This window comes from Sphingobium sp. FW306-1B-F04DB, assembly GCF_058781925.1.
The window spans coordinates 55,484-73,904 of the sequence record NZ_JBYSXE010000003.1; the positions used below are offsets into that span (position 1 = coordinate 55,484).

General features: G+C 65.4%; 15 protein-coding genes and 1 tRNA gene. 6 read left to right on the top strand and 10 right to left on the bottom strand.

Translation table 11 applies throughout. The annotated features are described in order from the left end of the window. The first annotated feature begins 60 nt into the window (after positions 1-60). Positions 61-690 (top strand): hypothetical protein, encoded by a 630-nt coding sequence (locus AC3WJD_RS03185; RefSeq protein WP_492744445.1) that lies wholly within the window; start codon positions 61-63, stop codon positions 688-690. Positions 691-702: 12 nt separating this feature from the next. Here the strand turns inward: AC3WJD_RS03185 and AC3WJD_RS03190 are convergent, their stop codons facing one another. Together AC3WJD_RS03190 and ygfZ are read right to left on the bottom strand one after the other, a co-directional pair. After that, positions 703-2,325 carry a M28 family metallopeptidase gene (locus tag AC3WJD_RS03190; protein WP_492744588.1) on the bottom strand — a complete coding sequence of 541 codons (1,623 nt, stop codon included), beginning with the start codon at positions 2,323-2,325 and terminating at the stop codon, positions 703-705. A gap of 98 nt (positions 2,326-2,423) precedes the next feature. Beyond that, on the bottom strand, positions 2,424-3,143 hold the full coding sequence (gene ygfZ, locus AC3WJD_RS03195; protein ID WP_492744447.1) for a CAF17-like 4Fe-4S cluster assembly/insertion protein YgfZ: 720 nt from the start codon (positions 3,141-3,143) through the stop codon (positions 2,424-2,426). 53 nt (positions 3,144-3,196) lie between these two features. Between ygfZ and pyrC the strand changes: the two genes are divergently transcribed. Together pyrC and AC3WJD_RS03205 are read left to right on the top strand one after the other, a co-directional pair. Then, the gene (gene pyrC / locus AC3WJD_RS03200; RefSeq protein ID WP_492744449.1) at positions 3,197-4,255 is read left to right on the top strand and encodes a dihydroorotase; all 1,059 of its coding nucleotides are present in this window, start codon (positions 3,197-3,199) and stop codon (positions 4,253-4,255) included. A 141-nt stretch (positions 4,256-4,396) separates the two neighbouring features. Continuing rightward, positions 4,397-6,760, top strand: a complete 2,364-nt coding sequence (locus AC3WJD_RS03205) for a TonB-dependent receptor (RefSeq protein ID WP_492744451.1) — start codon at positions 4,397-4,399, stop codon at positions 6,758-6,760. A 61-nt stretch (positions 6,761-6,821) separates the two neighbouring features. Here AC3WJD_RS03205 and AC3WJD_RS03210 read toward each other — a convergent pair whose 3' ends face one another. Then, positions 6,822-7,583, bottom strand: a complete 762-nt coding sequence (locus AC3WJD_RS03210) for a DUF1134 domain-containing protein (protein ID WP_492744454.1) — start codon at positions 7,581-7,583, stop codon at positions 6,822-6,824. Positions 7,584-7,773: 190 nt separating this feature from the next. On the opposite strand from AC3WJD_RS03210, the gene AC3WJD_RS03215 reads away from it, so the two are divergent. Next, a tRNA-Ser gene (locus AC3WJD_RS03215) sits at positions 7,774-7,866 on the top strand. Positions 7,867-7,947: 81 nt separating this feature from the next. Here AC3WJD_RS03215 and AC3WJD_RS03220 read toward each other — a convergent pair. Beyond that, on the bottom strand, positions 7,948-8,844 hold the full coding sequence (locus tag AC3WJD_RS03220) for a LysR family transcriptional regulator (RefSeq protein ID WP_492744456.1): 897 nt from the start codon (positions 8,842-8,844) through the stop codon (positions 7,948-7,950). A 130-nt stretch (positions 8,845-8,974) separates the two neighbouring features. Here AC3WJD_RS03220 and AC3WJD_RS03225 point away from each other — a divergent pair, with 130 nt between their 5' ends. Both AC3WJD_RS03225 and AC3WJD_RS03230 read left to right on the top strand, forming a co-directional pair. Next, the gene (locus tag AC3WJD_RS03225) at positions 8,975-9,595 is read left to right on the top strand and encodes a cysteine hydrolase family protein (protein WP_492744458.1); all 621 of its coding nucleotides are present in this window, start codon (positions 8,975-8,977) and stop codon (positions 9,593-9,595) included. Between the two features lie 10 nt (positions 9,596-9,605). Beyond that, positions 9,606-10,916, top strand: a complete 1,311-nt coding sequence (locus tag AC3WJD_RS03230; RefSeq protein WP_492744459.1) for an epoxide hydrolase family protein — start codon at positions 9,606-9,608, stop codon at positions 10,914-10,916. A gap of 35 nt (positions 10,917-10,951) precedes the next feature. Here the strand turns inward: AC3WJD_RS03230 and AC3WJD_RS03235 are convergent, their stop codons facing one another. From AC3WJD_RS03235 to nirB, 6 genes are all read right to left on the bottom strand, one after another. Continuing rightward, entirely contained in the window at positions 10,952-11,095 is a 144-nt protein-coding gene (locus AC3WJD_RS03235; RefSeq protein WP_492744461.1) for an EamA family transporter, read from the bottom strand. An 853-nt stretch (positions 11,096-11,948) separates the two neighbouring features. Continuing rightward, the gene (locus AC3WJD_RS03240) at positions 11,949-12,095 is read right to left on the bottom strand and encodes a lmo0937 family membrane protein (protein ID WP_492744462.1); all 147 of its coding nucleotides are present in this window, start codon (positions 12,093-12,095) and stop codon (positions 11,949-11,951) included. A gap of 131 nt (positions 12,096-12,226) precedes the next feature. After that, complete coding sequence (gene cobA / locus AC3WJD_RS03245; RefSeq protein ID WP_492744464.1) at positions 12,227-13,006, bottom strand: uroporphyrinogen-III C-methyltransferase; 780 nt, start codon at positions 13,004-13,006, stop codon at positions 12,227-12,229. Next, the gene (locus tag AC3WJD_RS03250) at positions 12,999-15,602 is read right to left on the bottom strand and encodes a molybdopterin-dependent oxidoreductase (protein ID WP_492744465.1); all 2,604 of its coding nucleotides are present in this window, start codon (positions 15,600-15,602) and stop codon (positions 12,999-13,001) included. Before AC3WJD_RS03250 ends, cobA begins: the two co-directional genes overlap by 8 nt. 1 nt (position 15,603) lies before the next feature. After that, complete coding sequence (nirD, locus tag AC3WJD_RS03255; RefSeq protein ID WP_492744467.1) at positions 15,604-15,942, bottom strand: nitrite reductase small subunit NirD; 339 nt, start codon at positions 15,940-15,942, stop codon at positions 15,604-15,606. Next, entirely contained in the window at positions 15,939-18,419 is a 2,481-nt protein-coding gene (gene nirB, locus AC3WJD_RS03260; protein WP_492744469.1) for a nitrite reductase large subunit NirB, read from the bottom strand. The genes nirD and nirB overlap by 4 nt, the downstream gene beginning before the upstream one ends. Positions 18,420-18,421: the final 2 nt, after the last annotated feature.

Below are 18,421 nucleotides of genomic sequence, written 5' to 3' on the forward strand. Positions count from 1 at the left end.
TCTGTCAGCATCGAAGCTGGCCCCACTGGACCCCGCTTCCCTTCGTCGTAGATTGCGCAGATGCGCAAACCCCAAAGCGTCGACGCCCTCAGTAATTTCGGCCGGGTCCGGCTGTCGAAAAGCTTTTTCATGCGCGATTTCCTCTATTCGGAGATCGCACAGATTCACGGCCTTCCTAACATTCCCGACGATCCCGACCTCGCCATCGCGGCGGGCACGCGGCTGTGCGAGGAGCTATTGGAGCCGCTGCAGGACGCGTTCGGGAGGATTGCTGTGCGCGGATCGCTGCGAAGTGCGGAGGTCAACGGCCTTGGCAACCGGATGATGCGCAAAGGTGCCAAGGGCTATAATTGTTCGATGAACGAGACGAGCGCCGCGGGCCATATCTGGGATCGCCGTGACGCGCTGGGCTTCATGGGCGCCACCTCCTGTGTCATCGTTCCCGGCTTCATCGATCGCCACCACGAACCCAGCGACTGGCAGAAGCTCGCCTGGTGGATCCACGACCACCTCAACTATTCGAGCCTCTATTTCTTTCCGGTCAACCGCGCCTTCAACATCAGCTGGCACGAAATGCCCGTCCGCCGCATCGACAGCTTCGTCGCACCGCGCGGTTGCCTCACAAAGCCCGGCATGGCCAACCATGAGGGTAGCCATGAGGCGCTATGGGCGGGGATCACCGAGGCCTGACACCCCCTCGTGTCATTGGCGCTCGGCCGCACTCTTGTCGCGGACGTCCTTGAACTCGGAACCCGGCTTCCATTCGGGCCAGTGGTTCGAATTGGCGAGCTCGCTTGCCAGCGATCGCACCAGTTCCATGTCCATCACCGCGCCGTCGAGATTCCAGTCGGGGCTCCATGCGTCGCACGCCTGATGGTAGCAATTGGTGGTGTAGTCGCTCACCCATTTCTCCCCCGCGGCGCGGCCGCCCTCGACGAGGTCCGCACCGCCCGCGAGGCCCATCATCAGCAGAACTGGCACGCCGCGCCTGGCGAGCGGGAAATGGTCGGCGCGGTAGAACAGTCCGCGCTCGGGTGCGGCGTCGGGGGTGATCGTCCGCCCCTGTTTTGCGGCGAGACGCGCCAGATCGTCCTCGAGCGTGTTCTGCCCCTTGCCGATCAGGATCACGTCCTTCGCGCGGCCCGCGGTCTGGAGCACGTCAACGGTGAGGTTGGCGACAGTTTTTTCATGGCGATAAACGGGGTTGGCGGCATAGGTTTCCGAACCTAGCAAGCCGCGTTCCTCGGCGGACCAGAAGCCGAAGACGATCGTCCGCTCAGGCTTCGGCCCCGCCTTGAACAGCCGCGCCATCTCGAGCAGCGCCGCGACGCCGATGCCGTCGTCATTGGCTCCCGCGCGCATCGTCCGGCCCTGCGCGTCGGGCTTGCCGATCCCGTACGCGTCCCAGTGCGCGCCCAGCATCACCACCTCGTCCGGACGCTTGGCACCGCTGATCTTCGCGAGCACATTGCGGCTCTGCACCACCTCGCGCGTCACAGGAATGTCCGCCGAGAAGGTCACGCCCGAAAGAGGAACGGGTCGGAAATCCTTGCTGCGCGCCTGGATGCGAAGCGCCGCGAGATCGAGCCCCGCGTCGCGGAACAGCGCGGTCGCGGCGTCGCCGCTCAGCCAGCCCTGCAGCGCGACGCTGGTGATCCTGTCCGCGGGGCGCACCATGTCGTAATTCTCGCCCCCGGGGCTCACCACGACATTCCAGCCATAGCCCGCGCCGGCCGTGTCATGGACGATCAGCGCGCCGACCGCGCCCTGCCGCGCGGCCTCCTCGAACTTGTAGGTCCAGCGGCCATAGTAGGTCATCGTCCGGCCGCCGAAGGCGTCCTTGACCGCCTCGCCGTCCTTCGCCTCGAAATCGGGATCGTTGATCAGGAAAACCGCGACCTTGCCCTTCAGGTCGACGCCCTTCAGATCATCCCACCCGCGCTCGGGCGCCTTGACGCCATAGCCGACGAACACCATCGGCGCGTTCGCGATCGCTGCGCGGTCCTTGGGCTGCAAGGTGCTGAGATAAATGTCCTTGCCCGTTTCAAGCGGCTGCGTTGCGCCACCTCGCGCCACCTCCAGCTTCGCGGCCGTACCGAGCCTGGTGTGGAGCAACGGCACCGGCTGGATCCACTGGCCGTCCGGCCCACCCGGTTCGAGCCCGAGCGCCTTGAGCTTCTCGATCAGCCAGGCGATCGTCTTTTCCTCGCCCGGCGTTCCCGGCGCGCGGCCCTCGAACTCGTCAGCGGTGATCGCCTTCACCGTCGCCTCGATGCGCTTGGGGTCGATGTTGTCGCTGGCCGCGAAAGCGGGCTGCGCCAGCATCAGGGCGGCTGAGGCGAACAGGGCGATACGCGAGACCACGGCAGAGCTCCGACTGGGGAAGAATGCCCCATCCTAGCCCCATGACCGGAGCGCGCCAACTATTGCGCGGGCTGTTCGACGAGCGCGTCGGCGAGCCAGCCGGGCAGGTCGAGACCGGCGAGGTCCTCAACGCGTCGATGCTCGACCGACAGGCCAAGCTCGGGATAGGCGACGCGCTGGCGGCTGGGGTCGGCCTTCTCCAGCGGCACCACGACGAGTCGCCGGTTGACCTTCTGCCGCCAGTTCATCCGTGCGGTGTTTTCCTGGCCGACATAGCAGCCCTTGGCGAAGCTAACGCCGTTCAATTCGGCGGCATTGCATTCGAGCCAGAGCGTCTTGTCCTGCCCCAGTTCGGCCGCACCCTCGGTCACGCCGAGCGCAAGGCGATGCGCAAGCCACCCCTGCGCCGGCGCGGTCGGTGCAGCGATCCAGCGCTTGCCGAGCGCGGCAAGGCGCGGGTCGTCGCCGCCTTCGCCATCAAGCGCCCAATGCACCGCCAGCGCCTCGTCGCGTGCGATCGTGATCGGCCGGCGCAGACGATAGAGCGTCAGGCGCCTTGCCAGCGCATCGGCCTGTTCGGCCTCGCAATCGATCAGCAGGTCCTTGCCGTCTGCCCAGACGAGAAAGTCGAACAGCGCCTTGCCCTGCGCGGTCAGCAGTGCCGCCCAGACGGGGAGCGGGCCGGTCACGTCATTGGTGACGAGGCCCTGAAGAAATCCGCGGACATCCTCTCCGGACAAGCGAATCGCGGCGCGGTCGACAAGGGTGGTGTTGCTCATGCCAAAGAGTTAGGGATGCCCGCGCCGAATCCCAAGCCCAAGCCGGAGCGTCCATGACCTCGACCGAAATCACGCGACTGGAGATCAGGCGTCCCGACGACTGGCACGTCCATCTGCGCGATGGCGAGATGCTTGCGCGCGTCGCGCCCTACACCGCGCGCCAGTTCGCACGCGCGATCGTCATGCCCAACCTCAATCCGCCGGTGACGACGGTCGATGCGGCAAGCGCCTATCGCGATCGAATTCTCGCAGCGCTGCCTTCGGACGCAGCCTTCACGCCGCTGATGACGAGCTATCTGACCGACAGTTCGGATCCCACCGAACTCGCGCGCGGCCATGCCGAGGGCGTCTTCACCGCGGCCAAGCTCTATCCGGCGCACGCCACCACCGGCGCTGCGCACGGCGTGACCGATGTGAAGAACATCTATCCCGCGCTCGAGGCGATGCAGCGCATCGGCATGCCGCTGCTCGTGCACGGCGAGGATACCGGCCCGGACGTCGACGTTTTCGACCGCGAGGCGGTGTTCATCGAGAAGACGCTGACCCGCCTCGTCCGCGACTTTCCCGAACTCAGGATCGTGTTCGAACATATCACGACCGCGGACGCCGCCGATTTCGTGCGCGAAAGCGGACCCAATATCGGCGCCACGATCACGCCGCAGCATCTGATCATCAACCGCAACGCGATCTTCGCCGGCGGCATCCGTCCGCACGCCTATTGTCTGCCGATCGCCAAGCGCGAGCGGCATCGCCTCGCACTCCGCCGCGCCGCCACCTCGGGCTCGCCCAAATTCTTCCTCGGCACCGACACCGCGCCGCATGCGGTGAACGCCAAGGAAAGCGCGTGCGGCTGCGCGGGGATCTTCAACGCCCCCTATGCACTCGAAAGCTATGTGAAGGTGTTTGACGAGGAAGGCGCGCTCGACCGGTTCGAGGCATTCGCTTCGGAGAACGGGCCGCGCTTCTACGGGCTGCCGCTCAACGAAGGGCGCGTGGTGATTGAGCGGACCGAAACCGTCGTGCGTGAACGCTTCGGCGAGGGTGGATCGGCGCTCGTCCCCTTCCATGCCGGCGAGAGGCTGGGCTGGCGCTTCGCGGGTGCGGCGGGCTGACGCGTTGCGCGCGCGACGGATGTCGCGCAATTGCCTTGGTTTAGCCCAAGACTGGCTTTATGTGACGAGCATGTGACGCCGGACCAGCCCAAGAGCTGGCCGGGCAGGAGGCCTTGAACAGCTATCCATCAGGGGGAAATAATGGCCAAGCTTCAGAATTTGCATCTGGATTACTTTCTTCGCACCGGCGCCTCGGCGCTCGCACTTATGCTCGCCAGCGGCACGGCGATGGCGCAGACCACCGAGTCGCAGGAGCCTGCGGCCGAGGAAGCCGGGCTCGACGTGATCGTCGTCACCGCGCAGCGCCGCGAGGAAAATCTGCAGGACGTGCCCATCTCGGTCACCGCGGTCGGTGGCGAGAAGCTCGACGTGATCTCGTCGGGCGGCGCGGACATCCGTTTCCTGTCGGCACGCATCCCGAGCCTTGTGGTCGAATCCTCGTTCGGCCGCACCTTCCCGCGCTTTTATATCCGCGGGCTCGGCAACACCGATTTCGATTTCAACGCGTCGCAGCCCGTCAGCCTCGTCTATGACGACGTCGTTCTCGAAAACCCGATCCTCAAGGGCTTCCCGGTATTCGACCTCGACCGCGTGGAGGTGCTGCGCGGCCCGCAGGGCACGCTGTTCGGGCGCAACACCCCCGCGGGCATCGTCAAGTTCGATTCGGTCAAGCCGGGTCGTGATCTCAACGGCTATGCCGAGCTGTCCTATGGCAGCCACAATGCGGTGACCGCGCAGGGCGCGATCGGCGGCCTGCTCGCGGGCGATGCGGTGTCGGCGCGCCTTTCGGTCCTCTATCAGCGCCAGGATGACTGGGTCGACAACGTCAATCCCAGCGCCCCCGAAAAGGACGCGCTCGAGGGCTATGACGAGTTCGCGGCGCGCCTGCAGTTCCTGTTCAAGCCGAGCGACAATCTCGACATCCTGCTCTCGGGCCAGATGCGCCAGCTCGACGGCACCGCGCGCGTGTTCCGCGCCAATGTCTTCGAACGCGGGCAGAAGGGTTTGCGGCCTGGCTTCAAGCGCGGCGAGGTCGCGACCGACGGCCAGAACGAGCAGGAGGTCAACACCTACAACCTGTCGGCCAACATCACCTATGATTTCGGCCCGCTTTCGCTGATCTCGGTGACCAGCTTCTGGGATGGCGATGCCACCTCGGTTGGCGATGTCGACGGCGGCTTCGGCGCATCCTTCCTGCCGCCTGCGCTCACCGGCCCGGGTTATATTCCCTTCACCGCCGAGACGCGCGACAGCGTTCCCAATCTCCAGCAGTTCACGCAGGAAATCCGCATCGCCAGCAACGGCAACAATGCACTCAGTTATCAGGCGGGCTTCTTCTATTTCGATGAAGATCTCGACATCGTCAGCGAGAACTACTCGACGCTGGGCGATCCGCTGAACCCGCCCGGCGGGGTCAACATCGCGGTCGACCAGCATCAGAACAGCAAGGCCTACGGCATCTTTGGCTCGGTCACCTACAAGTTCACCGACCAGTTCAGCCTGACGGGCGGCATGCGCTACAACAATGACGAGCGCGACTATGTGGTGAACCGCACGCGCGACACGCAGTTTCCCGACTTCCTGCAGTTCCCGCTCGGCACGGTCACGCGCCATGTCGAGGATGACAACCTGACCTGGGACATCAGCGCGAACTTCGCCGCAACCGACGACATCAACCTCTATGCGCGTGTCGCCAAGGGCTATCGTGCGCCGAGCATCCAGGGGCGTATCCTGTTCCCGCCGGCGACAGCGACGCCGCTCGAATCGGGCGTCACCGTCGGCGATTCGGAGACGATCCAGTCGTACGAGGCGGGGATCAAGGCGACGTTCCTCGACGGCCGTGGACGGTTCAACCTCAACGGCTTCTACTATGATCTCAACGACGCGCAGCTGACCGCGGTCGGCGGCGGGGTCAACGCCAACCGGCTGATCAACGCGGACAATGTCCGCGGCTATGGCTTCGAGATGGATGCCGAGCTCAAGCCCGTGCCCGAGCTGTTGCTGACCTTCGGGCTCAGCTACAACAACACCGAGATCCAGGATTCGGACCTGACCACCGCAGCGTGCGGCGCGGTGCGCACCGACACCTTCCCCAACGTGTCGCTCTGCACCCCGCTCGATCCGGTCGTGGTGCCCGCGGCGCCCTTCTCGCCCGCGATCGTCTCGATCGACGGCAACAGCCTGCCGCAGAGCCCGCGCTGGATCGCCAACTGGACCGCACGCTACGCGATCCCCGTCGGCGACGCCGAGATCTATGCCTATACCGACTGGGCCTATCGCTCGAAGATCAACTTCTTCCTCTATGAATCGGTCGAGTTCCAGGACTCGCACATGCTCGAGGGCGGGCTTCGCATCGGCTACAAGACCGACAGCTGGGACATTGCGGGCTTCGTCCGCAACATCACCAACGACGTCTCGGCGGTCAGCGGCATCGACTTCAACAACCTGACCGGCATGGTCAACGAGCCGCGCATCTACGGCATTTCGGGGCGCGTCACCTTCTGACGCAGAAAGGGCCGGCGGATCGCTCCGCCGGCCCTTTTCATGCTCTCGTCCCTGAGCGACTTCAGAAGGGCAGCCAGCGGCCCTTCTCGCTGAACTTCATATAGCCGATATTGGCGCCCAGCCTGAGGCCCGCGCCCAGCCGCACCGGGATCAGCACGATATCGCCGCGGCGCAGATAGCTCGCGGTGAAGCCGCCGACGAAATAGCCCGCGCCCTCGCCCTGCGGGTAGCGGCGATAAAGATCCTGGCTGTCGTGCAGATTATAGACGAGCACGAAGCTCTTGGACGCATTGGCGCCCGCGTCGAACCCCACCGAAGGCCCCGTCCAGTAGACCGGGCGATTGCCCTCCACCTTGTGGTGCAGCGTGCCCGATCCATAGCGCAGCCCGACGACGAACGCGCCCGAGGCCTCTTCGCCGGTGATATACGCATTGGGCTCGCCCTGGTCCTTGAGGATATTCTCGATCAAGCCTGCAAGGCCCTCGGCGCCCTTGCCGAAGACTCCCTCGGCGGCGCCGATCAGGTCGCCCTTGCGATAGGTGCCCTGCTGCGCCGAGGCGCTGGTTCCCGCGGGCGGCGCGGGCGCTGCGGTCGCCGCGGGCGGCAGCGGCTCGCTGTTCACCGGCAGGCCCGGCTCGGACGCCGGATCCGCGGTGGTCTCGGCTGCCGACTCGGGCTCCGCGCCGTTTTGCGGCGCCGGCGCAAGATCGGCGTCGATCGCCTCGTTTGGATCGATCGAACGGATCTGCGCCGATGCGGGCACCGCCCCCGTCGACAGTGCAGCCACCATCAAAAGGCTGTTGAGTGCTTGATTCCTGACCATCTTTCGACCCCCGCTAATAGCGCCGAAGAATAGCGCCTTGACACATGACCCGGCAATGAACCGCGCGGCGACCCGAGTCGATCCTGCGGCCATCCGAGTCGGCTTGCTGCAAAAAAGAGGGTGTCGAATCGCAATAGCGCTGTTGATATGCCTCGAATGCCTCGCTATAGCCGCGCTTCGCCGAGCATCCGGAGACGTGGGTGAGTGGCTGAAACCAACGGTTTGCTAAACCGTCGTACGGGTAAATCCTGTACCGAGGGTTCGAATCCCTCCGTCTCCGCCAGCGCCTGATCCTTCCACATCCGTATTGAATCACGAAAGCCGAGAATTTTTGCGGCTTTGAGCGTGATGTGTGTCCCGCACTTCATAATTCCAGCCGCGCTTTGAGACGCGGCACCGAAAAATCCAGAAATGCACGCAGTTTCAGCGGCATGTGTCGTTGACTTGGATAGATGAGGCTGACCGACATCGGGTCAGGCTCATATGCTTCCAGCAATCGCACGAGCGAGCCCGATTTCACCAGTTCATCGATCTGGTACGACAGCACGCGGGCAATGCCGGCGCCTGCAAGCGCAGCGACCACTGCCGACTCGATCGTGTTCACGACGAGCCGGGACGGGATCGAAATTATCTGAAGAGCGCCTCCGGAACGGAACTCCCAATCCCTCGCGGCGACCGATCCCTCATAGGCAACGCAGTCGTGCCCCGTCAGGTCGGCGGGAACCTGTGGCCTGCTCCGGCCTTCCAGATAGGCAGGACTGGCGCAGAGCGCGCGGCGGATCCACCCGACGCGCTGCGCGATCATGCTGCTGTCAGGCAGATCGCCGACACGTAACGCCAGATCGATATTTTCCTCCAGCAGGCTCACACGCCGATCCTCCAGCAGGACGCGCATTCGGATGTCAGGATAGGTGCGCAGAAACTCGGCGGCGACGGGCAATACATGCGTCCGTCCCATCACCTCGGGCACGCTGATGATCAGCTCGCCCCGCGGTGCCCGATACTCGCCGGCTGCCATACGATCGGCTTCCGCAATGTCCTCCACTATCCTCCGGCATGCCGCGACATAGGAGCGCCCGGCATCGGTAAGCGTCAGCCTGCGACTGCCGCGGAGCAACAGCCGCACGTTGAGATGCTGCTCCAGTTCCGAGACGCGTCGGCTGACCGTCGCAAGCGGAATACGGAGCTGGCGGCTGGCGGCCGAAAGGCTTCCCGCGTCCGCCGCGGCAAGCAGGATGGTCATGGCTTCGAGCTGGTCCATGCCTTCCACCAGTGGGAGGGTACCTATCGAATTTATCGTCTCTTCGCGAAATCCGGAAGGGCCTAGATACTGCGTACCAAGGCCAGCCAGCCTTTCGTCGGCAGGCATTGCAGAAATACCGGAGACGCCCATGTCGAACCCACAGACCCCGTTCGATCGCACCGCCTATCTGCTGGTCGATCCGTACAATGACTTCCTGTCGGAAGGGGGCAAGGTCTGGTCGCGGATCGCACCTGTCGCCAGCGAAGTCGGCCTGCTCGACCATCTGAAGGCGCTTGACGCTGCCGTGCGTGCCTGCGGCATCCCGGTGTTCTTCGTCCCGCATCGGCGCTGGATGCCGGGCGACTATGAGGGCTGGGACCACCCCACGCCCAACCAGCGCCTTGTCATGCACGGGCACCATTGCGCGCGCGGCGAGTGGGGCGGCGAGTGGCACCCGGACCTCGCACCCAGGGAAGGCGACATCGTCGTCGCCGAGCACTGGGGTTCGAGCGGGTTCGCCAATACCGACCTCGATCTCCAGCTGAAACAGCATGGCGTCACGCATCTGATCTTCGCCGGCCTGCTCGCCAACACCTGCGTCGAATGCACCGCGCGCTTCGCGGCCGAGCTCGGCTACCATGTGACCCTGGTGCGCGACGCGACCGCCGCCCTCTCGCGCGAGATGATGCACGCCGCGCACGAGCTCAACGGCCCCACTTTCGCGCACGCCATCCTGACCACCGACGAACTCATCGCCGCCCTCAACTGAAGAGATCACCATGAAGACGATCGCCTATCTGGCCGCTGCGGCGGCCATCGCATTCGCTTGCGCACCGATCGCGAGCGCCGCTCCTATAGACGGTGCCGGTACCGCCCCGCCGGCCACGTCGTCGCACGCCGCAACTGCGATCCGCTCCTTCCAGGTCCATGTGCCGGAAGCTGCGCTCACCGACCTGCGCCGCCGCATCGCCGCGACCCGCTGGCCCGATAGCGAAACGGTTCCCGACGCGTCGCAGGGTGCGCAGCTGACCAAGCTGCAGGAGCTGGTCCGCTATTGGGGAACGACATATGACTGGCGCAGGGCCGAGGCACGGCTGAATGCCTTGCCGCAATATATGACCAATCTCGATGGCGTGGACATCCATTTCATCTGGGTCCGTTCCAGCCGCCCGAACGCCTTGCCTCTGCTCATCACGCATGGCTGGCCGGGATCGGTGTTCGAATTCACCAAGGTGATCGGCCCGCTCACCAATCCCGCCGCCGATCGCGGCAGCGACGCGGACGCGTTCGACGTCGTGATCCCGTCTATCCCCGGCTATGGCTTCTCCGGAAAGCCCAAGGGGCCGGGTTGGGACCCGGAACACATCGCGCGCGTGTGGGCGGAGCTTATGAAGCGCCTCGGCTACACACGCTATGTCGCGCAGGGCGGCGATTGGGGCGCGCCCATCACCAGCGCGATGGCGCGCCAAGCCCCGGCAGGCCTGCTTGGCATCCACCTCAACCTGCCCGCGACGGTACCGCCGGATGTGGCAGCGGCGCTTGCCGCAGGCGGGCCAGCGCCGGCAGGCCTCTCCGAGCAGGAACACGCCACATTCGACGCGCTCCGCGACTTCGCCAAACAGGGGAACTCGGCGTACATCACGATCCTCGGCGCTCGCCCGCAGACGATCGGATATGGTGCCACCGACTCGCCGGCCTTTCTCGCAGCGTTCCTGCTCGGGCATCCCGGCTTCGCCCAATGGGCCTATGGCACCGACCCGCAAAAAACGCCGACCCGCGATGAGGTGCTCGACGACTTCACGCTCTACTGGCTGACCAACAGCGCCGCTTCGGCGGGCCGGCTATACTGGGAGAACAAGGGGCGCAGTCCGCTTGTCGCGGCCGCCCAGAAGACCGCGGACATCGCGCTGCCGGTGGCGATCACCGTCTTCCCGGAAGACGTCTATAGCCCGCCGGAGAGCTGGGCGCGGCGGGCCTATCGCAACCTCATCTATTTCCATCAGGCCGACAAGGGCGGCCACTTCGCGGCCTGGGAGCAGCCGCGGCTGTTCACCCAGGAGGTCCGCGCGGCGTTCCGCTCGCTGCGCTGAACTTCCCGCTGCCCCCCACGCACACGAAAGAAGCGTCAATCCCGGTTTGCATAGAAGATGCCTGTCATGACCAGTGCTGCGCCGATGGCCTGGACTATCGTTATTGTCTCGCCGGCAAACTCCCATCCCACCACAAGGGCAACGACCGGTGGAATGTAATAGACAGAGGCGGCCTTCATGACCCGGCGCCAAACGGTACCGTCCGGTGCTCCAGGCCAGGTTCACGGCCTAGTGAGTCTGCATCACCGCCAATGTGCGATTGTCGAAATTCGATGCGGCAGCCGTCGCCAACCTGGGCAAAGGCTGCCATCGATGATCAAAGCCGATTCAGATGGTATCGATATGGAAACGGTCTATACTGCCGCACCGACGCGAGGGGCTTGCAAGCACAGCGTCGGCTGACAGCACATCGATTGCTGCCGCTTGTCGGTATGGAGGCAACAATGTGCGTCAGCGACAATGGCGAATATTTTGAACGACGTATGCGCGAGTGCATTCACGCGTCGGAAAACTCGAGCGATCAAGCGGTCGCCAAGCTGCATCTGAAATTTGCGAGTCGATATCGCGCTGCCGCCAAAGAGGCTCAGTTCGAAGAATCCCGGACAGAAGTGGGATTCTTGCAAACAGCGCGTTGTGCATAAGATGCGAACGAGCGATGAATGCTGGGCGCACGCGCATGAGTGCATGTGTCATGCGCAAGAGGCAGAGCTTCCGACCGTCCGCAGAAGATTTCTCGTATCTGCAAGCCAATGGATCTTCCTGGGCAAGCGGGCGCTTGCGGTCGAGATGAAGCGCGCCGGCGGCAAGGGGGTCAGCGTCACCGATCGAAGGGCGCCGCCGCAGCTGTCTGATTAGCGTTCCTTCCCCTCTCTTCCAGCGCGTATGGCAGATGCCAGTTCGTGCGGATCTTGGGCGCTGCCTCAAATTGGTGCATTTCGAGAGACCATTCGGCAGTAGAACGCTCGGCGCGGCCGGGCGCTGGATGCTGCTCGATCTGCATCCAGCTTGCGGCGCTTCTCACTGGCCGCACCCCTAGATCGAGCGGCGCCCTGAGAATAGCTGCACCAGACCCACGATGATCGCGATAACGAGCAGGATATGGATCAGCCCGCCGGCAACGTGAAACGAAAAACCAAGCAACCAGAGAACCAGGAGGATGATTACGATCGTCCAGAGCATCGAATGATCTCCCAATTCGCCTCCCGGGGGCGGGGGGCTTCCCAAAATCAAACGAGGCGGCGCAGCCGATCGTTCCGTAGATTGCCGTCTGTCTTTCGCCAACCCGGTCCATCCAAAACGTCCCGATCGCGCTAGGCGATCGCCACCGTCGATGCCAATCGGCGCAGGTCCGCCTTTCGCGCGGCCACAGCCTGCCCGATCAGGAGGAGCGCGGGCGCCTCGCTTGCGATGGCCTTTGCCGCGAGCGCCATCAGATCGAGCCGCGTTCGCAGCAGCTGCTCGCCGGGAAGGCTGACATTGGCCGCAAGCAGTACGGGCGTGTCGGGCGCCAGACCCGCGGCGATGAGCTGGCGCGATACCGTGTCGGCCGCACTGCGCCCCATATAGATCGCGAGCGTCGCCTCGGGATCGGCGAGCGCCTTCCAGTCGAGCGCCAGGGGCGCGTCGTGGCGCAGATGCGCGGTGACGAACTGGAGCCGGCGCGCGAGGCCGCGCAGCGTCAGCGAGACGCCCGCGCTGGCGGCGGCGGCGCTGGCCGCGGTGATGCCGGGACAGATACGCACCGCGATGCCATGCTCTGCGAGGCTCGCCATCTCCTCGGCCGAGCGGCCGAAGATCGACGGATCCCCGCCCTTCAGCCGGACGACGCGCTCGCGGTCGAGCGCGGCGGCGACGAGCAGGTCGTTGATCGTCGCCTGATCCTTCGAATGCCGGCCGGAACGCTTGCCGACGGGCACGCGGCGGACGTGGCCGGGCACGAGCGCGAGAACGCCGGGGCCGACCAGCGCGTCATAGAATACGATACTCGCGGCATGGATGAGCTTTTCGGCCTTGCGCGTCAGCAGGTCAGGATCGCCGGGACCCGCGCCCACCAGCCAGACCTCGCCGGGTGCGATCAGATCGTCAGCCATTGGCTACCTCCTTCCTATCCACGATCAGCCGCTGGATCGCGGGGCGGCACGATCCGCAATTGGTGCCCGCCGATAACGCCGCGCCCACCGCCTCGACACTGGTCAGCGCCTGGCCGGTGATCGCGGCCATGATCTGCTTCATGCCGACGTCGAAGCAGACGCAGACGATCGCGCCGCGATCGGGTGCGGGTTTGGCGGGGCGGCCCGCGAGCAGTGCCATTGCGGATTCGGCCTCGGCGGCTTCGAGCTGGCCGATCAGCCAGTCGCGCTGCGGCAGGTTTCCGGCGCGCGAGACGTAAAGCGCCGCCCTGAGCTGGCCCCGGTCGAGCACCGCTATCCGCATCTGGCCGCGTGCTTCGTCGCGCGCCTCGATACGCTCGCCCCTGGGAAGCAGGGCTTTTGCGAATGCGGCGGCATCGCCCTTGCCCGAGAATTCGATCAGCCAGCCCTGCGGGACGCGCACCCGCGTCGCATAGGCGGCGTCGATCTGCGCGGGTGCCTCGCGCGTGACGAGGAAGCCGCGCCACTCGACCGCGAGCTTCTCGACACGCACGGGCGTCGACTTGAAGCCGGGCTGGCCCGAATGCGGATCGACAAGGGGGCGGGGGAGAAGGCCCGTGCGGCCGCCCGTCGATTGCTGATCGGTCCAGTGGATCGGTGCGAACACCTCGCTGCGTCGCTGACCGTTCGCGATCTGTGCGCGGTAGACGCTGCTGCCCTGCGCGGTCGAGACCCGTGCAAGATCGCCCTCTTCGATGCCCAGTTCGGCCGCGTCTTCGGGATGGATCTCGATCAGCGGCTCCTGACGATGCCGCGCGAGCTTCGGCGACAGGCCGGTGCGCGTCATGCTGTGCCATTGATCGCGGTAGCGGCCGGTGTTGAGCGTCATCGGCCAGTCCTTGAGCGGCGGCGCAATCGGCCCTTGCGCGACCTTGACCAGCCGCGCCTGGCCGTCGGGCGTCGGGAAACGGCCATCGGCGAAGGGCGTGCCGCCCCAGCGCCAGGGTACCATTTCCTCATAGGCCGCATTGCCGATCGCGGCATGGTGGCCGATGTCGAAGATGCGCGCGCCGCCATTCTGATAGGCCGAAAGGCGCGCATGCTCGCGGTAGATGTCGGCAGGGCGATCGTAGGAAAAGGCGGTCTTCCACCCCATGCGCCGCGCCACCTCGGTGATGATCCACCAGTCGGGCTTCGCCTCGCCGGGGGTGGCGAGGATCGGGCGCTGGCGGCTGATCGTGCGGTCCGAATTGGTGACGGTGCCGTCCTTTTCGCTCCAGCCCGCCGCGGGCAGCTTCACGTGCGCGTAGCGGCTGGTGTCGGTTTCGGCGATGCAGTCCGAGACGACGACGAAGGGGCAGGCGGCGAGCGCCTCGCGGACCATATTGGCATCGGGCAGGCTGACCGCGGGATTGGTCGCCATCACCCAGAGCGCCTTGATGCGACCCTCGCGGATGCTGCGGAACAGATCCACCGCCTTGAGGCCGGGTTTGGCGGCGACGGTCTTCACACCCCAGAAGCGTGCCACGCGTGCGACATTGTCGGGGGCGAAATCCATGTGCGCGGCGAGCGTCGAGGCGAGTCCGCCCACCTCGCGCCCGCCCATCGCGTTGGGCTGGCCGGTGATCGAGAAGGGCGCAGCGCCGGGCTTGGCGATCCGGCCCGTCGCGAGATGGAGGTTGAGGATTGCGCCCACCTGATCGGTGCCGCGCAGCGACTGGTTGATGCCCTGGCTGAACAGCGTGATCGTGCGCGGGTGCGCGGCGAACAGGTCGAAGAAGCGCTGGAGGTCGGCGGGCGTAAGGTCGCAGGTGCGCGCGACCGACCACAGATCGCTACCCTCTTCGAGCGTCTCCCAGAAACCGGCGGGAACATTGACGCTCGCCTCAAGAAAGGCCTCGTCCAGCAGACCCTCGCGCCGGCAATGCGCGAGCAAACCGTTCATCAGCGCGACGTCTGTGCCGGGCCGCAAGGCAAGGTGGAGATCGGCATCCTCGCATGTCTCGGTACGGCGCGGGTCGATCACGACCAGCTTCGCGCCGCGTGCCGCGCGGGCGACCTGAATGCGCTGATAGACGATCGGGTGGCACCATGCGGTGTTGGATCCGACAAGGACGAACAGGTCGGCCTGATCGAGATCCTCATAGCTGGCGGGGACGACGTCCTCGCCAAAGCCGCGGATATGCCCCGCGACTGCGCTCGACATGCACAGGCGTGAATTGGTGTCGATGTTCGCCGAGCCGATAAAACCCTTCATCAGCTTGTTGGCGACGTAATAGTCCTCGGTGAGCAACTGGCCCGAAACGTAGAAGGCGACGCTGTCGGGACCGTGGCGCGCGATCGTCTCCGAAAAGCGGCGCGCGACGAGGTCAAGCGCCTTGTCCCAACTCGCTCGCGCATTACCGATCATCGGATGAAGTAGGCGCCCCTCCAGCGCGACCGTCTCGCCCAGATGCGTGCCCTTGGAGCAGAGCTTGCCCGCATTGGCCGGATGCTCGGGATCGCCCGTTATCTCGACGCTGCGTTCGCCCGTCGGAGTGGCGGAGATGCCGCACCCGACACCACAATAGGCGCAGGTGGTGCGGATCGCGTTCATGCTACGCCGCCAACCTCAGCGTCGTCTCCCGGCAGATCAGCACGCGGCCGCTTCTGATCTGCACGGGTATGATCGGCGTGCGGCCGACATCGGCGCCCTGCGCTTCACCAGTGGACAGCGAGATCACCCAGTTGTGCAGCGGGCATGCGACGCTGTCACCATGCACGATGCCCTGGCTGAGCGGTCCATGCTTGTGCGGGCATTTGTTGACGAGCGCGTAGACGCGTCCCGCACCGGTGCGGAACACCGCGATTTCATCGCCGCCCGCGACGGCCACGGTCCGCGCGCCACGCAGCGGGATATCGTGGAGCGCGCCGACATCGAGCCATTGGGTGGTCATGCATCTGCTCCTTCGAGTGCCTTGATGGGTCGGACTTCGGCGAGCGGACGGTGGAGGAGGTCGCGAGCGCCGCCTACGGCGCGTTCGGCCCAGGGATCGTCCTGCGTGAATTGCTGGCTGTGCCAGAAGCGCGCGGCGAGCTCGTCGCGGAGCACGGTATCGTCGACGATGCGCTCCTTCACATAAGCGAGGCCAACGCGTTCGATCCACGGCGCAGTGCGTTCGAGATAGCGCGCCTCTTGTCGGTACAGCTGGACGAAGGCGGCGGCGTAGTGGAGCGCCTCCTGCTCGGTCTCGACCTTCGCGAGCAGGTCCGTTGCGCGGACATGGATGCCGCCATTGCCGCCGACATGAAGCTCGTAGCCAGAGTCCAGGCAGACCACGCCGAAATCCTTGATCGTCGCTTCGGCGCAGTTTCGCGGGCAGCCCGAAACCGCCATCTTGAACTTGTGCGGCATCCAGCTTCCCCAGAAGCCGCGCTCCAGCTTGACGCCGAGCCCCGTCGAATCCTGCGTCCCGAAGCGACACCATTCGGAGCCCACGCACGTCTTCACGGTGCGCAGCGCCTTGCCATAGGCATGGCCCGAGACCATGCCGGCGGCATTCAGATCGGCCCAGACCGCGGGCAGGTCTTCCTTCCTGATCCCGAAGATGTCGAGCCGCTGCCCGCCGGTGACTTTCACCATCGGCGCATTGTATTTCTCGACGACATCGGCGATCGCGCGGAGTTCCTGCGGGGTGGTGAGCCCGCCCCACATGCGCGGGACGACCGAATAGGTGCCGTCCTTCTGGATGTTGGCGTGCATGCGCTCGTTGACGAAACGGCTCTGCTGGTCGTCGACATAATCTCCGGGCCAGGCGCAGAGCAGGTAATAATTGAGCGCTGGGCGGCAGGAGGAGCAGCCATCGGGCGTGCTCCAGTGCAGCTCCTGCATCACCTGCGGGATCGCCTTCAGCGCCTTCTCGAGGATGAGCTTGCGCACCTCGTCATGGCCGAAACTGGTGCACTTGCACATCGTCTTCGTCGCACGCTCGCCCGAATAGTCGTCGCCGAGCGTGACCGCGAGCAGCGTCTCGACCAGCCCGGTGCAGGAACCGCACGAAGCCGATGCCTTGGAACAGTTGCGGACCGCGTCGAGCGAGCATGCGCCGCCCTCGATCGCCGCCACCACCTTGCCCTTGGAGACGCCGTTGCAGCCGCAGATTTCCGCATCGTCGGAAAGCGCCGCAACGGCCAGTTTAGGGTCCGCCGCGCCCCCTCCCTGGGCGAAGGCCTGGCCGAAGATGAGCGCGTCTCGAATGGGCGCGATGTCCTCGCCCTTTTTCAGGAGGTCGAAATACCAGTTGCCGTCGGCAGTATCGCCATAGAGCACCGCGCCGACAATGCGGTCCTCTTTCACGATCACGCGCTTGTACACGCCGCGCGATGCGTCGCGCAGCACGATGTCCTCCGCCCCGTCGCCCCCCGAGAAATCGCCCGCCGAGAACACGTCGAGCCCCGCGACCTTCAATTTGGTCGAGGTGACCGAACCCTTGTAGCCGCTGGGCGCTTCGGTCATCCCGTCGGCGAGCGCGCGGCACATGTCCCACAGGGGCGCGACCAGGCCATAGACCTGCCCGTCATGTTCCACGCACTCGCCGACGGCGAGGATGTCGGGGTCTGATGTGACCATGTGGTCATCCACCTGGATGCCGCGTCCCACGCCGAGGCCAGCCTCGCGCGCGAGCGCCACATTGGGGCGGATGCCCACTGCCATCACCACCAGGCTTGCCCGGATCTCGCGCCCGTCCTTGAGCCTGATGCCCTCGATCTTCCCCTCTCCAAAGATTTCGGCGGTGTCGGCGCCGGTCAGGATCGTCTGCCCGCGCGCCTCCAATGCCGATTTGAGAAGCCAGCCGGCGGCTTCGTCGAGCTGCCGTTCCATGAGTGTCGACATCAGGTGGATGACCGTCACCTTCATGCCCCTGAGTGACAGGCCATGCGCGGCTTCGAGCCCCAGCAGCCCACCGCCGATCACCACCGCATCGCCACCCGCATCGGCTGCGCGCAACATGGCGTCCACATCGTCCATGTCGCGGAAGGTGACGACGCCCGGCAGATCGTTTCCCGGAATGGGAATGATGAAGGGATCGGAACCCGTCGCGATCAGCAGCTTGTCATAGGCCGTCTCCGCGCCCGACGTCGCGGTCACGGTCTTGGCGGAGCGGTCGATCGCGGCAACGGCATCGCCGGCCACCAGCGTGATACCGTTGTCCTCGTACCACGCGGCATCGTTGATCACGATGTCGTCGAAGCTCTTCTCGCCCGCGAGCAGCGGCGAAAGCATGATGCGATTGTAGTTCACGCGCGGCTCGGCGCCGAAGATCGTGATCCGGTAGCGGCCGGGATCGCGCGCCAGGATCTCCTCGACCGCGCGGCAGCCGGCCATGCCGTTGCCGATCACGACGAGATGCTCGCGCTTGATGGGGTGGGTCATCT

What these genes read in the sequence shown, in the direction of transcription:
- AC3WJD_RS03240 (WP_492744462.1), bottom strand. Translation starts at nt 12,095, where the DNA reads ATGCTCTGGACGATCGTAATCATCCTCCTGGTTCTCTGGTTGCTTGGT.
- pyrC (WP_492744449.1), top strand. Translation starts at nt 3,197, where the DNA reads ATGACCTCGACCGAAATCACGCGACTGGAGATCAGGCGTCCCGACGAC.
- nirB (WP_492744469.1), bottom strand. Translation starts at nt 18,419, where the DNA reads ATGACCCACCCCATCAAGCGCGAGCATCTCGTCGTGATCGGCAACGGC.
- AC3WJD_RS03220 (WP_492744456.1), bottom strand. Translation starts at nt 8,844, where the DNA reads ATGGACCAGCTCGAAGCCATGACCATCCTGCTTGCCGCGGCGGACGCG.
- AC3WJD_RS03235 (WP_492744461.1), bottom strand. Translation starts at nt 11,095, where the DNA reads ATGAAGGCCGCCTCTGTCTATTACATTCCACCGGTCGTTGCCCTTGTG.
- AC3WJD_RS03205 (WP_492744451.1), top strand. Translation starts at nt 4,397, where the DNA reads ATGGCCAAGCTTCAGAATTTGCATCTGGATTACTTTCTTCGCACCGGC.
- ygfZ (WP_492744447.1), bottom strand. Translation starts at nt 3,143, where the DNA reads ATGAGCAACACCACCCTTGTCGACCGCGCCGCGATTCGCTTGTCCGGA.
- cobA (WP_492744464.1), bottom strand. Translation starts at nt 13,006, where the DNA reads ATGGCTGACGATCTGATCGCACCCGGCGAGGTCTGGCTGGTGGGCGCG.
- AC3WJD_RS03250 (WP_492744465.1), bottom strand. Translation starts at nt 15,602, where the DNA reads ATGAACGCGATCCGCACCACCTGCGCCTATTGTGGTGTCGGGTGCGGC.
- AC3WJD_RS03185 (WP_492744445.1), top strand. Translation starts at nt 61, where the DNA reads ATGCGCAAACCCCAAAGCGTCGACGCCCTCAGTAATTTCGGCCGGGTC.
- AC3WJD_RS03210 (WP_492744454.1), bottom strand. Translation starts at nt 7,583, where the DNA reads ATGGTCAGGAATCAAGCACTCAACAGCCTTTTGATGGTGGCTGCACTG.
- AC3WJD_RS03190 (WP_492744588.1), bottom strand. Translation starts at nt 2,325, where the DNA reads ATGCTGGCGCAGCCCGCTTTCGCGGCCAGCGACAACATCGACCCCAAG.
- nirD (WP_492744467.1), bottom strand. Translation starts at nt 15,942, where the DNA reads ATGACCACCCAATGGCTCGATGTCGGCGCGCTCCACGATATCCCGCTG.
- AC3WJD_RS03230 (WP_492744459.1), top strand. Translation starts at nt 9,606, where the DNA reads ATGAAGACGATCGCCTATCTGGCCGCTGCGGCGGCCATCGCATTCGCT.
- AC3WJD_RS03225 (WP_492744458.1), top strand. Translation starts at nt 8,975, where the DNA reads ATGTCGAACCCACAGACCCCGTTCGATCGCACCGCCTATCTGCTGGTC.